The organism is Paracoccus sp. S4493 (assembly GCF_000967735.1).
Taxonomy (GTDB): Bacteria; Pseudomonadota; Alphaproteobacteria; order Rhodobacterales; family Rhodobacteraceae; genus Paracoccus; species Paracoccus marcusii.
Genome location: NZ_JXYF01000057.1, coordinates 24,216 through 40,047 on the forward strand (window position 1 = coordinate 24,216; position 15,832 = coordinate 40,047).

At 66.9% G+C, this 15,832-nt stretch carries 14 protein-coding genes and 1 pseudogene; 8 read left to right on the plus strand and 7 right to left on the minus strand.

Features of this window, described 5'->3' with window-relative positions; translation table 11 throughout:
• Positions 1-100: 100 nt before the first annotated feature.
• The 5 genes from TW83_RS10230 to cysQ form a co-directional block, all read right to left on the minus strand.
• The gene (locus tag TW83_RS10230) at positions 101-1,123 is read right to left on the minus strand and encodes a glycosyltransferase family 2 protein (RefSeq protein WP_045982675.1); all 1,023 of its coding nucleotides are present in this window, start codon (positions 1,121-1,123) and stop codon (positions 101-103) included.
• Positions 1,120-2,106, minus strand: coding sequence for a UDP-glucose 4-epimerase GalE (gene galE / locus TW83_RS10235; RefSeq protein WP_045982676.1), 987 nt, complete (start codon positions 2,104-2,106; stop codon positions 1,120-1,122). Before galE ends, TW83_RS10230 begins: the two co-directional genes overlap by 4 nt.
• 3 nt (positions 2,107-2,109) lie before the next feature.
• Positions 2,110-3,006 (minus strand): UTP--glucose-1-phosphate uridylyltransferase, encoded by an 897-nt coding sequence (locus TW83_RS10240; protein WP_045982677.1) that lies wholly within the window; start codon positions 3,004-3,006, stop codon positions 2,110-2,112.
• A 176-nt stretch (positions 3,007-3,182) separates the two neighbouring features.
• The gene (locus TW83_RS10245) at positions 3,183-3,983 is read right to left on the minus strand and encodes a manno-octulosonate cytidylyltransferase (protein WP_045982678.1); all 801 of its coding nucleotides are present in this window, start codon (positions 3,981-3,983) and stop codon (positions 3,183-3,185) included.
• Positions 3,984-3,985: 2 nt separating this feature from the next.
• On the minus strand, positions 3,986-4,783 hold the full coding sequence (gene cysQ / locus TW83_RS10250) for a 3'(2'),5'-bisphosphate nucleotidase CysQ (RefSeq protein WP_045982679.1): 798 nt from the start codon (positions 4,781-4,783) through the stop codon (positions 3,986-3,988).
• A gap of 123 nt (positions 4,784-4,906) precedes the next feature.
• On the opposite strand from cysQ, the gene TW83_RS10255 reads away from it, so the two are divergent.
• The 8 genes from TW83_RS10255 (at position 4,907) to TW83_RS10290 (ending at position 13,778) form a co-directional block, all read left to right on the plus strand.
• Positions 4,907-5,728 carry a hypothetical protein gene (locus tag TW83_RS10255; RefSeq protein ID WP_045982680.1) on the plus strand — a complete coding sequence of 274 codons (822 nt, stop codon included), beginning with the start codon at positions 4,907-4,909 and terminating at the stop codon, positions 5,726-5,728.
• A 193-nt stretch (positions 5,729-5,921) separates the two neighbouring features.
• The gene (gene dnaK / locus TW83_RS10260; RefSeq protein WP_045982681.1) at positions 5,922-7,838 is read left to right on the plus strand and encodes a molecular chaperone DnaK; all 1,917 of its coding nucleotides are present in this window, start codon (positions 5,922-5,924) and stop codon (positions 7,836-7,838) included.
• A gap of 83 nt (positions 7,839-7,921) precedes the next feature.
• The gene (dnaJ, locus tag TW83_RS10265) at positions 7,922-9,085 is read left to right on the plus strand and encodes a molecular chaperone DnaJ (RefSeq protein ID WP_045982682.1); all 1,164 of its coding nucleotides are present in this window, start codon (positions 7,922-7,924) and stop codon (positions 9,083-9,085) included.
• Positions 9,086-9,127: 42 nt separating this feature from the next.
• Positions 9,128-9,886, plus strand: a complete 759-nt coding sequence (radC, locus tag TW83_RS10270; protein ID WP_045982683.1) for a DNA repair protein RadC — start codon at positions 9,128-9,130, stop codon at positions 9,884-9,886.
• 178 nt (positions 9,887-10,064) lie between these two features.
• Positions 10,065-10,628, plus strand: coding sequence for a ubiquinol-cytochrome c reductase iron-sulfur subunit (gene petA, locus TW83_RS10275; RefSeq protein WP_045982684.1), 564 nt, complete (start codon positions 10,065-10,067; stop codon positions 10,626-10,628).
• Positions 10,629-10,639: 11 nt separating this feature from the next.
• On the plus strand, positions 10,640-11,980 hold the full coding sequence (gene petB, locus TW83_RS10280) for a cytochrome b (RefSeq protein ID WP_045982685.1): 1,341 nt from the start codon (positions 10,640-10,642) through the stop codon (positions 11,978-11,980).
• 14 nt (positions 11,981-11,994) lie between these two features.
• Positions 11,995-12,786 (plus strand): cytochrome c1, encoded by a 792-nt coding sequence (locus tag TW83_RS10285; RefSeq protein WP_045982686.1) that lies wholly within the window; start codon positions 11,995-11,997, stop codon positions 12,784-12,786.
• A 113-nt stretch (positions 12,787-12,899) separates the two neighbouring features.
• On the plus strand, positions 12,900-13,778 hold the full coding sequence (locus TW83_RS10290; RefSeq protein WP_045982687.1) for a ribokinase: 879 nt from the start codon (positions 12,900-12,902) through the stop codon (positions 13,776-13,778).
• Here the strand turns inward: TW83_RS10290 and aroC are convergent.
• Together aroC and TW83_RS10300 are read right to left on the minus strand one after the other, a co-directional pair.
• Entirely contained in the window at positions 13,766-14,866 is a 1,101-nt protein-coding gene (gene aroC, locus TW83_RS10295; RefSeq protein ID WP_045982688.1) for a chorismate synthase, read from the minus strand. The two genes, TW83_RS10290 and aroC, sit on opposite strands and share 13 nt — an antisense overlap.
• Positions 14,863-15,832 (minus strand): annotated as a pseudogene (locus tag TW83_RS10300) (DNA mismatch repair protein MutS); the annotation flags it as partial. The pseudogene TW83_RS10300 and the gene aroC, both read right to left, overlap by 4 nt.

Sequence of the window (15,832 nt, forward strand, 5' to 3'; positions counted from 1 at the left end):
CATCACGCGGACCGGCGATCGGCAGAAGATGTGCGGCGCGACGTCATGCCCTAGCAATGTGCAGGACACCCCGTTTTGGCAAGCCCATTCAGCGCTTTGGTCAACGCGGCCAGTCGCCTATGCCCATCAGGCCAAGGTCGACAAGCTGCCGCCACCCCGTGAATCGCACGGATTCTGGCCCGTGCAGCCGCGGCCCGGCCGCCACCGCGCGGTGATAGGCGGCATAGGCATCCGGATCCGCAAAATGCTGGCGCCGACCCAGTTCCTCATGCGACTTGGCGACGATGTCGGGCAGGAACTTGCCGTGCAGCAGCGCGCCCGACAGCCGTGCATCGCCCGGCCCGTCATAGATCAGGTTCAGCCGGGGCGGCAGGATCGAATGGGTCGAGTTCACATAGACGGCCCGCCCGGTCCAGCGAATCAGCGGCAGCTTGTTCATCGTGGGCGCGCGTCGCGGGGCATCGGCAAAGAACACCCGGTCGCGGACACCGCCCTGCAACCACAGGTTTTGGCGCGGCATCGCCCGGCTGGACCGCCACGGCCCCGCGTCGAACCAGGGCAGACGCCGTGTCAGCGGCGCCTCCGGCGGCGCATCGGCGGTGCCCAGAGGCCCCGACGGATACAGGTCCAGCATCACCGCCCCCAACCCCGGCTGCCCGATCCGATCCAGATGGCCCGTCAGATCGGGCAGCGGCCGGGTATCGTGATGGGGATAGACCAGCAGTTCATCGGCATCGACGGTCGCGCACCAATGCCCCCGCCCGAAGCGCCACAGCAGCGCGCCGGCCCAATCCAGCCCGAACCGCGCTTCGCGATAGCTGGCGTCGCAGCGCCACAGCGACACGTCGGGCTGGGCGGCCAGAAACCGGTCCGACCCGTCCGTGCCGGCATTGTCGATGATCAGGAAATGCGCGACGCCCAAGCGGCGATAATGGTCCAGAAACCCCGGCAGGTGCGCGATCTCGTTGCGCAGGGTGGTCACGGCCAGAATGTCGGCGGGGCGGATGGCGGCGGTACGGTCGGCGACCGGCTGCAGCAGATGGCGCGCCCTGAGGGCGCGCCAGATCAGTTCGCGGCGCTTCCAGCGCAGGCGATAGGCCTGCCACGCCCCGCGCGGTGTCACTGCCTGTAATCGCCCGTCTGATGCCAGCGCCAGGCATCCGCGATCATCTGGGGCATGGTCGATCGGTCGGGCGACCAGCCCAGTTCGGCCTTGGCACGCGTGCTGCCACAGACCAGCTTGACCGCGTCGCCGCCCCGGCGCGGGCCGTCCAGCATCGGCACCTCGCGGTTGGTGATCGAGCGCGTCGCGTCCACCACCTCGCGGACCGAGAATCCGTCGCCGGTGCCCAGGCAGAACACCCGGCTTTCGCGTCCCGCCCGCAGCCATTCCAGACCCTTCACATGCGCGTCGACCAGATCCATCACATGAACATAGTCGCGGATGCAGGTGCCATCGGCGGTGGGATAGTCAGTGCCGTGGATGGTCAGCGCCGCGCGCTTGCCATCGACCGCATCCAGGATCAGCGGGATCAGATGCGTTTCGGGGCGGTGGAATTCACCGACCTGCCCGTCGGGATCGGCACCCGCGACGTTGAAATACCGGAAGATCACCGCGCGCAGGCCATGGGCCGCGCCGAAATCCGTCAGCATGTCCTCGATCGCGCGCTTGGAGGCGCCATAGGCATTGAGCGGCGCCTGCGGGGTGTCCTCGTCCAGAATCTCGCCGTCGCGGTCACCATAGGTCGCGCAGGTCGAGCTGAATACGAAATCCAGACAACCCGCGGCCACCGCGGCCTCGATCAGGTTCAACGATCCCGCGACGTTGTTGCGCCAGTAGAGGCCGGGTTCGGCCATCGCCTCTCCGACCTGGGACAGGGCCGCGAAATGCAGCACTGCCACGGGCCGATGTTCGGCGAAGGCCGCGTCAAGGGCGGCACGGTCCATCAGGTCGGCCTCGACCACCGGACCGAACTTGACCGCATCGCGCCAGCCTGTGGAGAAATTGTCCAGCGTGACGGGGGTGAACCCCGCCGCCGCCAGTGCCTTGCAGGCGTGCGAGCCGATATAGCCCGCGCCGCCCGTCACCAGAACCGTATCCGACATGGATTATTCGGCCGCACGGCGCATGGACATCACCTCGTGCAGGTACTCGGCGAACTCGTCCTTCAGCTCGTCGCGCTCCAGGCCAAAGGCCACGGTCGCCTGCAGGAAGCCTGCCTTGGAACCACAATCGAAACGCTGGCCGCGGAAGCGCAGGCCGAACACGTCGCGGCCCGCCTGGATCTCCTCGGCGATGGCGTCGGTCAGCTGGATCTCGCCACCGGCGCCCTGCTTCAGCTTGTTGAGGTTCTTCATGACCGTCGGCGCCAGGATATAGCGGCCGATCACCGCCAGGTTCGACGGCTGTGTGCCGGTGGCGGGCTTTTCGACCATGCCCTTGGCGCGCACGATCGCGCCCATGTCCTCGGCCACGTCCAGAACGCCATAGGCCTTGGCCTTTTCGGGCGCGACCTCCATCGTGGCGACCATGCTGCCGCCGGTCTCGCCATAAGCCTCGATCATCTGCTGCAGGCAGGGGGGCTCGCCCTGGATGACGTCGTCGGTCAGCACGACCGCAAAGGGCTCGTCATCCGACAGCAGGCGACGTGCGCACCAGACCGCATGGCCCAGGCCCAAGGCCTTGTGCTGGCGGATATAGGCGATGGCGCCCGAATCCATGTTCGTCGCACGCAGAATCTCCAGCAGCTCGGTCTTGCCGGCCTTCTTCAGGCTGGATTCCAGCTCGTGCGCGTGGTCGAAGTAATCCTCAAGCGAGCCCTTGCCGCGCGAGGTCACGAAGATGAATTCCTTGATGCCTGCCGCGCGCGCCTCGTCGATGGCGTATTGAATCAGCGGCTTGTCGACCAGCGACAGCATTTCCTTGGGGATGCTCTTGGTGGTGGGCAGGAATCGTGTTCCCAGTCCGGCGACCGGAAAGATGGCTTTTGTAACCTTGCGACCCATGACGGATACCTTTTGTATGGCTCGGCGGGACCAGTCCCCGCCGCAATGGCGTCGATGCCTAGTGCAGCAGCGACATTGACTTCAATGGGCAGGTTAGGCTCTCGGCAGCTTGTCGCCAAGCAAATGTCGAGAATTCGCTGCAAATTCACAAAGATCAAACGCTGCGGGGCAGGCGATCACATCATCGCCATGTCCTGCATCATCTGCTCCAGACGCGGAACATCCTGAGGGTTGTTTAGTTCCCAGAATTGCCGACCGCGTGCCTCGACCTCGACGCAGCGCACATGGCGGCCGCGTTCCAGAAAACGCAGCTGTTCCAGTCCCTCCAACCGTTCCAGGGCGCCTTCGGGCCAGGTGGCGTATTCGGCCAGCGCCGTCGGGTGATAGGCATAGACGCCCACGTGATGAAAGACCGGGCTTGGCGCGTCGGGGGCCACGTCACCCGGAACAAAGGGGATGACCTCCTTGGAAAAGTACAGCGCACGGCCCTCATGGCCGAAAACCGCCGTCGTCCCGCCCACGCGCCCCGCATGGCGGTCGGCGATCAGGTCGGCCCGCATCGCCCCGGTGCAGCGCAGGACAGGCGTCGCCACCTGCGCGTCGGGATCGGCGCGCAGGCCGGCGACCAGATCCTCAACGAACCAGGCAGGCGTCAGCGGCGCGTCGCCCTGCAGGTTCACCACGATCTCGGGGGTCAGGCCCAGGGTCGCCACCGCCTCGGCGCAGCGCTCGGTGCCGTTGCGGCAGTCGGGGCTGGTCATCGCCACCTCCGCGCCAAAGGCCAGGGCGTGGTCGCGGATGCGGTCGTCGTCGGTGGCCACGATAACGCGGTCGATCCCGCGCACGCCGACGGCCGCGTCCCAGCTGCGCCGGATCAGGCTGCGCGCCTGCCCCCCCGCGCCGCGCAGTTCGACCAGCGGCTTGCCCGGATAGCGGGTCGAGGCGAAACGGGCGGGAATGACGATGACGACCGACATGGTCACTCCTTCACCAGCAGGACGCCCGGCGCATAGGCGATGAAGAACGGGTTCTCGAACCCCGGCTTGCCATAGGCCAGGGGGCTGTGGTCGTCGAACCGCACGACCTCTCCGCCGGCGCCGCGCAGGACGGCGTCGCCCGCGGCGGTGTCCCATTCCATCGTCCGGCCCAGGCGCGGATACAGGTCAGCCTCGCCCGTGGCGACCAGGCAGAACTTCAGCGAGCTGCCCGCGCTGGTCATGTCGCGCACGCCGTAGCGGTCGATATAGGCGTCGGTCGCCGCGTCGCGATGCGACTTGGAGGCGACGACCATCAGGCCGCGGTTGTCGGGCATCGGGTTCACGCCGATCGGGCGGGTCTCTCCGGGCGCGTCCCCGAAGGGGCCCGTCTCCTCGACGGACCGCCCGTCGGCGGTGGTGTAGAACAGCCGCCCCTTGGCGGGGGCGTAGACGATGCCGCGCACCGGCACGCCGTCCTGGACATAGGCGATGTTGACGGTGAAATCGCCGCGGCGCTGGACGAACTCCTTGGTCCCGTCCAGCGGGTCCACGATCAGGAAGGTGCGCAGGCTCTGGCCGTGGGTGTCGGCCTGCTCCTCGGTCACCAGGGGCGTGTCCGGGAACGCCTCGCGCAGCCCGGCCGAGATCAGCGCATCGGCGGCCTCGTCCGCGGCGGTGACGGGCGAATCATCGGACTTGGCGCGGACATCGAAATCGTCGGCCTCGTAGATCTGCATGATCCGGTCGCCGGCCTGCAGGGCCAGGCGCCGCATTTCGGTGATCAGTCGGTCGAATTGCATTCACTTTCCTTTCCCTGCCAGAGGCCTGCGGCCGCTGCCCGATTGTGCGGGGGTGCTGCGCCTCTTATGATGTGCGGCGGGTCCATCGGCAAGCGCCGGGCCGCCAGTGACGGAGCACCGCCCTTGTTCAAGCAGCGCCAGAACCGGAACCTGTTCCAGGCCGCCTTCACCACCTTCGCGCTGATCTATCACCAGACGGTGTACAACCTGCGCACCGAACACCGCAACGCGGTGCTGGGCCTGGTCATGACCATGATGCAAAGCGTCGTCTTCGTCGTGGTGTTTCTGGGCATGTACACGCTGATCGGCATCGGCGGGTCGCAGATCCGCGGGGATTTCCTGCTCTACATCATGTCGGGGATCTTCATCTTCATGCTGCACGTGCAGGCCGTGGGCGCGGTCGCGGGCAGCCATTCGGTGTCGTCGGGCATCATCAAGCACGAACCCCTGAACGCGGCGGTGCTGATCTCGGGGGCGGCGCTGGCGGTGCTGTACCGCCAGACGATCAGCTGCCTGGTGATCCTGTCGGTCTACCACATGGTCTTCCAGCCGATCACGATCGAGGACCCTGTCGGCGCCGGGTCGCTGTTCGTGGTGTCCTGGTTCACCGGCTGCGCGATCGGGCTGATCTTCCTGGGCATCCGCCCCTGGTCCCCGCAGGCCTGCAAGGTGCTGACGATGGTCTATCAGCGCGTGAACATGTTTGCGTCGGGCAAGTTCTTCGTCGCCAACATGATCCCCAGCTTCATCCTGCCGTGGTTCGCTTGGAACCCGCTGTTCCACCTGATCGACCAGGAACGCGGCTTCCTGTTCATCAACTATTCGCCCCATCGCACGATGCTGTTCTACCCCCTGTGGTTCGCGATCGCGGCGCTGATGGTGGGGCTGCTGATCAACTTCACGACCCGCAAGTACGAATCCATCAGCTGGAGCGCCGCGCAGTAGCGTCATGACCCCGGTTTCGCGGGCCCAAACCACCGATTTTGCGCTGCGGCAGTGCTTGCGGGGCTGAATTGCATCCCTATATACACCCCCGAAGCGGTCCGGAGGTTCCGGCCCGTTCGTCAAGGGATCGGGCCTCGGGGGCCGCAACGGACCCGCAGTCCAAGATATCGCCGCAAGAGAAGGTTAAACACATATGTCAAAAGTCATCGGCATCGACCTCGGCACCACCAACAGCTGCGTCGCCATCATGGACGGCAGCCAGCCGAAGGTCATCGAGAACAGCGAAGGCGCGCGCACCACGCCTTCGATCGTGGGTTTCAAGGACGGTGAACGCCTGGTCGGCCAGCCCGCCAAGCGCCAGGCCGTGACCAACCCGACCAACACCGTCTTTGCCGTGAAACGCCTGATCGGGCGCCGCATGGGCGACGAGGCCGTCGAGAAGGACCGCAAGATGGTCCCCTACACCATCGCGGATGGTGGCAACGGTGACGCCTGGGTCGAGGTGCAGGGTGAGAAGTACTCCCCCGCGCAGGTCAGCGCGATGATCCTTCAGAAGATGAAGGAGACCGCCGAATCCTATCTGGGCGAGACCGTGACCCAGGCCGTGATCACCGTTCCGGCCTATTTCAACGACGCCCAGCGCCAGGCCACCAAGGACGCCGGCAAGATCGCCGGCCTGGAAGTGCTGCGCATCATCAACGAGCCGACCGCGGCCGCGCTGGCCTATGGTCTGGACAAGAAGGAAACCAAGACGATCGCGGTCTATGACCTCGGCGGCGGTACCTTCGACATCACCATCCTGGAGATCGACGACGGCCTGTTCGAGGTGAAGTCCACGAACGGCGACACCTTCCTGGGTGGCGAAGACTTCGACATGCGGATCGTGAACTATCTGGCCGACGAGTTCAAAAAGGAACACGGCGTCGATCTGTCCAAGGACAAGATGGCCCTGCAGCGCCTGAAGGAAGCCGCGGAAAAGGCCAAGATCGAGCTGTCCTCCTCCAGCCAGACCGAGATCAACCAGCCGTTCATCTCGATGGACAAGAACAGCGGCACCCCGCTGCACCTGGTTGTCAAGCTGACCCGCTCCAAGCTGGAAAGCCTGGTCGCTGACCTGATCAAGCGCACCATGAAGCCCGTCCAGGACGCGCTGAAGGATGCCGGCTGCTCCAAGGGCGACATCGACGAGGTCGTCCTGGTCGGCGGCATGACCCGCATGCCCAAGGTCGTGGCCGAGGTCACCGAGTTCTTCGGCAAGGAGCCCCACAAGGGCGTGAACCCCGACGAGGTCGTGGCCCTTGGCGCCGCCATCCAGGCCGGCGTGCTGCAGGGTGACGTCAAGGACGTCGTGCTGCTGGACGTGACGCCGCTGTCGCTGGGCATCGAGACGCTGGGTGGCGTGTTCACCCGCCTGATCGACCGCAACACGACCATCCCGACCAAGAAGAGCCAGATCTTCTCGACCGCCGAGGACAACCAGGGCGCCGTGACGATCCGCGTGTTCCAGGGCGAGCGCGAGATGGCCGCGGACAACAAGATGCTGGGCCAGTTCAACCTGGAGCACATCCCGCCTGCGCCGCGCGGCATGCCGCAGATCGAGGTGACCTTCGACATCGACGCCAACGGCATCGTGTCGGTGGCCGCCAAGGACAAGGGCACCGGCAAAGAGCAGACCATCACCATCGCGGCCTCGGGCGGTCTGTCCGACGAGGACATCGAGCGGATGGTCAAGGATGCCGAGGCGAACGCCGAATCCGACAAGACCCGCCGCGAGCTGGTCGAGGCCAAGAACCAGGCTGAAAGCCTGATCCACTCGACCAACAAGTCGCTGTCCGAGCATGGCGACAAGGTCGACGCCTCGACCGTCGAGGCGATCGAGCTGGCCATCGGCGCGCTGGAGGAATCGCTGAAGTCCGAGGACCCGGGCAAGATCCGGTCGGGCATCCAGAACGTCATGGACGCGTCCATGCGCCTGGGCGAGGCGATCTACAAGAACCAGCAGAGCGCCGAGGACTCCGATCCGTCGGACCGCGACGCCCCGCGTGATGTCGACGACGACATCGTGGACGCCGATTTCGAAGATCTGGGCGACGACAAGAAGCGCGGCTGATCGGGGCCGCATCCCCTGACCGGGCCGGCCCGCCTTTCCCGCGGGCCGGCCTGTTTCATGGGGACAGCTGAACAGGACGACACATGAGCAAGCGTTGTTACTACGAAGTGCTCGGGGTCACGCGCGGGGCCTCGACCGACGAGATCAAGAAGGCCTACCGCACCAAGGCCAAAGAGCTGCATCCCGACCGCAACCAGGACGATGCGACAGCCGAGGCCCGCTTCAAGGAAGCGAACGAGGCCTATGACTGCCTGAAGGACGATACCAAGAAGGCCGCCTATGACCGCTTCGGCCATGCCGCCTTCGAGGGTGGCATGGGCGGCGGTGGCGGTGGCCGCGGCCAGCATCCGGGCGATTTCGGCGCGGCGTTCGCCGACGTGTTCGAGGATCTGTTCGGCGACATGATGGGCCGTCGCGGCGGCGGCGGTGGCGGGCGTGCCCGGGCGCAGCGCGGGCAGGACCTGCGCTACAACCTGCGCGTCAGCCTTGAGGACGCCTATGTCGGCGTGCAAAAGCCGATCACCGTGCGCGGCTCGGTCGCCTGCGGCGAATGCGACGGGACCGGGGCCGAGGGCGCATCCCAGCCCGCCGCCTGTCCGACCTGCGCAGGCATGGGCAAGGTCCGCGCCCAGCAGGGCTTCTTCACCGTCGAGCGCACCTGCCCGACCTGCGGCGGCGCGGGCCAGATCGTCAAGAACCCGTGCAAGGCCTGCCACGGTGCGGGCCGGATGGAACGCGACCGCGCGCTGTCGGTGAACATTCCCGCCGGTGTCGAGACCGGCACCCGCATCCGGCTGGCCGGAGAGGGCGAGGCAGGGCTGCGTGGCGGTCCGGCCGGGGATCTGTACATCTTCATCGAGGTACAGGACCACGCCATCTTCCTGCGCGACGGCAAGACGCTGGCCTGCCAGGTGCCGGTCAGCATGGCCACCGCCGCCCTGGGCGGCGAGGTCGAGGTGCCGACCATCGACGGCGGGCGCGCCCGCGTCAAGGTCGCCGCCGGCAGCCAGACGGGCCGGCAGATGCGCCTGCGCGGCAAGGGCATGCCGCCCCTGCGCCACGGCCCCGGCGCGCAGGGCGATTTCGGCGACATGCTGATCGAGCTGACCGTCGAGACGCCGGTCAACCTGACGCCCCGCCAGCGGGAGCTGCTGCGAGAGTTCGAGGCCGAGAAGGCCGACAACAGCCCGCAATCGGACAGCTTCTTCGACAAGGTGAAGGGGTTCTGGGAAGGGATGACCCGTTAAGGGTTAACCGTTCCTTTACCGATTCGGGTTCATGTTCCACACATGGACCCGAATCGTTCCTTTGGCGAAATGCCCCTGCCCCTGTTCAGCCCCGCCGCGGATGACGTGGTGCCGGCCACCAAGGCCGCACCCTCCTATCTGGCCGATCACCGGGCAAGGCTGCGCGAACGGTTCCTGCAGGGCGGCGCGACCGCGATGCCCGATTACGAGCTTTTGGAGCTGGTGCTGTTCCGCGCCATCCCGCGCCAGGACGTCAAACCGCTGGCCCGCCGCCTGATCGAGACCTTCGGCGATTTCAATCGCGTGGTCACCGCGCCGCCCGCCCGGCTGCAAGCGGTCGACGGTGTCGGACCCGCGGTCGTAACCGAACTGAAGATCGTCGAGGCCGCGGCGCAGCGCATGGCCCGCGCCCGCATCATGCACCGCCCGGTCCTGTCCAGCTGGCAGTCGCTGCTGGATTATTGCCACACCGCGATGGCGCATCGCGAGATCGAGCAGTTCCGCGTGCTGTACCTGGACCGCAAGAACGTCCTGATCGCGGACGAGGAGCAGTCGCGCGGCACGGTGGACCACGTCCCCGTCTATCCGCGCGAGATCATCCGCCGCGCGCTGGAGTTGAACGCCTCGGCGCTGATCCTGGTCCACAACCATCCCTCGGGCGATCCGACGCCCTCGGACAGCGACATCGCCATGACGGCACGCATCGGGCAGGCCGCGGAAAGCATGGGAATCACCATCCACGACCACCTGATCATTGGCAAGTCGCGCGAGCTGTCGTTCCGGTCCGAGGGCCTGCTCTGATCCCCGCGGGGGGTGCAGCATTTGTGCCCAATGCGTCGAATTGCAACGGGCCGCGACGGCTTATCATCTGGACTGACGAGGAATTGAGGGCTAGAACCGCCCCGCGAAGGCTGCGTTTCGGACGCGGCCCGGAATGTCGTATCGGCCTGCATTGACGGCCCGAATTGGAGTATGACCCGTGTCCCACGCAGATGACCACGTAGGCACCCGGAGGGATTTCCTCTATTATGCCACGGCGGGCGCAGGCACGGTGGCCGCCGGTGCCGCCGCCTGGACCCTTGTGAATCAGATGAACCCCTCGGCCGACGTGCAAGCGCTGGCCTCGATCCAGGTCGATGTCAGCGGCGTCGCCGCCGGGTCGCAGATCACCGTGCTGTTCCTGGGCAAGCCCGTGTTCATCCGCCGCCGGACCCCCGAGGAGATCGAGGCCGGACGTGCGGTCGAGCTGAGCGAGCTGCCCGACCAGAACGCCCAGAACCCCAACCTGGCCGACGGATCGCCCGCCACCGACGCGAACCGCGCGCTGGACGAGACCGGCGAATGGCTGGTCCAGATCGGCGTCTGCACCCATCTGGGCTGCGTGCCCATCGGTGACGGCGCGGGCGATTTCGGCGGCTGGTTCTGCCCCTGCCACGGCAGCCATTACGACACCGCAGGCCGCATCCGTCGCGGGCCCGCGCCGCAGAACATGCATATTCCGCTGGCGTCGTTCGTGAACGACACCACCATTCAGCTGGGTTAAGGAGGGTTATCATGGCCGGAATTCCGCACGACCATTACGAGCCCAAGTCGGGCTTCGAACGCTGGCTTCACCGCCGCCTGCCCGTCGCCGGCGTGCTTTACGACACGCTGATGATCCCCACGCCCAAGAACCTGAACTGGATGTGGATCTGGGGGATCGTGCTGGTCTTCTGCCTGGTGCTGCAGATCGTCACGGGCATCGTCCTGGTGATGCACTATACCCCGCATGTCGACATGGCCTTCGCCAGCGTCGAGCACATCATGCGCAACGTCAACGGCGGCTACATGCTGCGCTACATCCACATGAACGGCGCGTCGCTGTTCTTCGTGGCCGTGTACCTGCACATCTTCCGCGGCCTCTACTACGGCAGCTACAAGGCCCCGCGCGAGGTCACCTGGATCATCGGCATGCTGATCTACCTGCTGATGATGGCCACCGCCTTCATGGGCTACGTGCTGCCCTGGGGTCAGATGTCCTTCTGGGGCGCGACCGTGATCACCGGCCTGTTCGGCGCCATTCCGGGCGTGGGTGAAACGCTGCAGACCTGGCTGCTGGGCGGACCCGCGGTCGGCAACGCGACGCTGAACCGCTTCTTCTCGCTGCACTACCTGCTGCCCTTCATCATCGCGGGCCTGGTCATCGTCCACGTGTGGGCCTTCCACACCACGGGCAACAACAACCCGACCGGCATCGAGGTGCGTCGCACCAGCAAGGAGGAGGCCGCCAAGGACACCCTGCCCTTCTGGCCCTACTTCGTCATCAAGGACCTGTTCGCGCTGGCCGTCATTTTGGCCGTGTTCTTCGCGATCGTGGGCTTCATGCCCAACTACCTGGGCCACCCGGACAACTACATCGAGGCCAACGCGCTGGCCACGCCCGCGCATATCGTGCCCGAATGGTACTTCCTGCCCTTCTACGCGATCCTGCGCGCCTTCGACGCCGAGGTGTGGCTGGTCCAGCTGGTCCAGTTCGTGACCTTCGGCATCGTCGACGCCAAGTTCTTCGGCGTGCTGGCGATGTTCGGCGCCATCGTGGTGATGGGCCTGGCGCCCTGGCTGGACACCAGCCGCGTGCGCTCGGGCCGCTATCGTCCGCAGTTCAAGTGGTGGTTCTGGCTGCTGGCGGTCGACTTCGTCGTCCTGACCTGGGTCGGTGCCATGCCCACCGAGGGGCCCTATCCCTACATCGCGCTGGCTGCCGCGGCCTACTGGTTCGGCTACTTCCTGGTAATCCTGCCGCTGCTGGGCGTGATCGAGAAGCCGGAGCCCATGCCCGCCACGATCGAGGAAGACTTCAACGAACACTACGCGCCCAAGGTTGGTGGAACCAGCCTGACGCAGCCGGCCGAATGAGAGGACCAAGGATCATGCTGAAAGCACTAGCGATCGCCGCCGTCACGGCCTTTGGCCTGTCCGGACCGGCGATGGCCGCAGGCGAAGGCGGGCACATCGAGGATGTTGCCTTCCCACACGAGGGTCCGTTCGGCGCATACGACCAGTTCCAGCTGCAGCGCGGGTTGCAGGTCTATACCGAGGTCTGCTCGGCCTGCCACGGCCTGAAATACGTCGCCATCCGCACCCTGGCGGATGAAGGCGGCCCCGGCCTGCCCGAGGATCAGGTTCGCGCCTATGCGGCCGAACTGCTGCCGGTTTTCGACGACGCGATCGGAGAGGAGCGTCCGCGCACCATCACCGATCACTTCCCGGCAACCTCGGGTGACGGCATGGGCCCGGACCTGTCGCTGATGGCCAAGGCCCGCGCGGGCTTTCACGGCCCCTTCGGCACCGGCCTCAGCCAGCTGGTCAACGGCATGGGCGGTCCGGAATACATCCACGCCCTGCTGACCAGCTATACCGGCGAGGACCAGGAACAGGCCGGCACGCTGCTGCACGGCAACACCGCCTTCCCCGGCGGCTGGATCAGCATGGCGGCTCCGCTGTCCGACGGTCAGGTCACCTACGAGGACGGCACCGAGGCGACCGTCGACCAGATGGCGATGGACATCGCGGCCTTCCTGATGTGGACCGCCGAGCCCAAGATGATGGACCGCAAGTCCGTGGGGCTGGTCGCGGTACTGTTCCTAGTGCTGCTCAGCGCGCTGCTCTATGTCGTGAACAAGCGGCTGTGGGCGCCCCACAAGGGCAAGCTGCCCGCCTGATCCTGCACGACAGGTCGACATGACAGGACGCGCCCCGCAACGGGCGCGTCTTTTCACATCTGGACAAGGCCCGGCCCGCCCGGTCACATGGCCGCCAAACGGCGGAGGCGTGCATGGCAATCTGGAACCTGGGCTCGATCAACATCGACCATGTCTATCGGCTGGAGAGCCTGCCCAAGCCCGGAGAGACGTTGGCCTCGCGCGGCTATGCGCAGGGTTTGGGCGGCAAGGGCGCGAATCAGTCGGTCGCCGCGGTGCGCGCGGGCGCAATCACGCATCACCTGGGCGCGATGGGCACGGGCGATGACTGGGTGCGGGACCGGCTGGCGCAGGCGGGCGTGGACATGGGCCATGTCGCCCGGCTTGCGGATCAGGCGACGGGCCACGCGATCATCCTGCTGGATGCCGATGCGGAAAACGCCATCGTCATCCACCCCGGCGCGAACCGTGCCATCGACGAGAATGCCCTGACGCAGGCCCTCTCCGCCCTGACCCCCGCTGATACGCTGCTGATCCAGAACGAGACGAACGGCCAGGTCGCCGCCGCCCGCGCGGCGCAGGCGCAGGGCGCGCGCGTGATCTATTCCGCCGCCCCCTTCGATCTGGACGCGGTGCGCGCGGTCCTGCCCCATGTGTCGATCCTGGCGATGAACGCCGGAGAGGCGGAGCAGCTGTTCGCGGGCGTCTCCGGCGACCTGCCGGTGCAGGGCCTGCTGATCACCCGCGGCGGCGACGGAGCCGAATATCGCGACCTGACCACGGGCCAAGTGCATGAGCAGCCCTCGTTCCGCGTGACGCCTGTGGACACGACCGGCGCGGGCGACACCTTCGCGGGCTATTTCGCGGCGGCGCTGGACGGCGGGGCGGATGTCGCCGCCGCCCTGCGGCTGGCCTCAGGGGCGGCGGCGCTCAAGGTGACGCGGGCGGGGGCGGGCGATGCCATCCCCACCCGCGCCGAAGTGGACGCGTTTTTGGCCGATCAGCCGATCTGACCGCGAACCCCGCCTGTCTGCGCCCGGTCCATCAGCAGGTGGTCCAGGATGACGCAGGCGGCCATCGCCTCGGCCACCGGCACGGCACGGATGCCCACGCAAGGGTCGTGGCGGCCCTTGGTGATCACGTCGATCTCCTCTCCGCGCGCATTGATCGAGCGGCGCGGCGTGGTGATCGAGCTGGTCGGCTTGATCGCGAAGCGCACGACGATGTCCTGACCCGTGGAAATCCCGCCCAGAATCCCGCCTGCATGGTTCGACAGGAATTCCGGCCCGTCCGGCCCCATGCGGATCTCGTCCGCGTTCGCCACTCCGGTCAGCGCGGCCGAAGCCATTCCCTCGCCGATCTCGACCGCCTTCACCGCGTTGATCGACATCATCGCGGCGGCCAGATCGGTGTCCAGCTTCGCATAGACCGGCGCGCCGAGGCCGGCGGGGCAGCCCTGAACGCAGACCTCGATGGCCGCGCCGACGCTGTTCTGATCCTTGCGGATGCCGTCCAAGTAATCGGACCAAGCCTGAACCGCGCCCGCATCGGGCAGGAAGAACGGATTGTCATTCACCGCGCCCAGGTCCAGCCGGTCACGGTCCAGATGCATCGCCCCCATCTGCACCATATAGCCTGTGATCTTCAGATCGGGCACCAACGCGCCCAGAACCGCCTGCGCGACCGCTCCGGCCGCAACCCGCGCCGCGGTCTCGCGCGCCGAAGACCGGCCCCCGCCGCGATAATCGCGCACCGCGTATTTCAGGTGATAGGTAATGTCGGCATGCCCCGGGCGAAAGCTGGTCGCGATGTCGCCGTAATCCTTGGACCGCTGGTCGGTGTTCTCGATCATCAGCTGGATCGCGGTGCCGGTGGTGACGCCCTCGAAGACGCCGGACAGGATGCGGACCTGGTCGGGTTCGCGCCGCTGCGTGGTGTGTTTCGACGTCCCGGGGCGGCGGCGGTCCATGAAGCGCTGGATATAGTCTTCCGTCAGGGGCACGCCGGGCGGCACGCCGTCCACCGTCGCGCCCAGGGCGGGGCCGTGGCTTTCGCCCCAGGTGGTAAAGCGGAACTCGCGGCCGAAGGTGTTGTAGCTCATGGGCGCGTCTCCTCGGACAGGGCTTTCAACTCATAGATCAGGTCCAGCGCCTCGCGCGGGGACAGGGCGTCGGGATGCACCGCCTTCAGGCGGTCTTCCAGCGGCCGGGCCTTGGGCGCGGGCGGCGGGGCGGCGCGGAACAGCGGCAGGTCGTCGATCAGCGCCACGGGGCGGGCCGCCTGACGCTCTCCGCTTTCCAGCGCGGTCAGGACGGTGCGGGCGCGTTCCACGACGGAGGCGGGCAGGCCCGCCAGACGCGCGACCTGCACGCCATAGCTGCGGTCGGCCGCGCCCTTCCTGACCTCGTGCAGGAAGATCACCTCGCCCTGCCATTCGCGCACGGTGACCGTGGCGTTCTCGACGCCCTCCAGCTTCGCGGACAGCGCGGTCATCTCATGGTAATGCGTGGCGAACAGCGCGCGGCAGCGGTTGGCGGCATGCAGATGCTCCATCACCGCCCAGGCAATCGACAGCCCGTCCCAGGTCGAGGTGCCGCGCCCGATCTCGTCCAGGATCACCAGCGCGCGGTCATCGGCCTGATTGAGGATCGCGGCCGTTTCCACCATCTCGACCATGAAGGTCGAGCGCCCCCGCGCCAGGTCGTCGGCGGCCCCCACGCGGGAAAACAGCTGGCTGACCAGCCCGATATGCGCCGCGCGCGCCGGAACGAAGGCCCCAGCCTGCGCCAGCACCGCGATCAGCGCATTCTGCCGCAGGAAGGTCGACTTGCCCGCCATGTTCGGCCCGGTCAGCAGCCAGATCGCGGGCGTGGCCCCGGTGGTCAGGTCGCAGTCGTTGGCGACGAAGCTCTCCGCCTTGCGGCGCAGCGCGCGTTCCACGACCGGATGACGGCCGCCTTCGATGACGAAGGCGCGGCTGTCGTCCACGCGCGGCCGGACCCAGCCCTCGCCCGAGGCCAGATCGGCAAAGGCGCAGGCCAGGTCGATCTCGGCCAGGGCGCGGGCC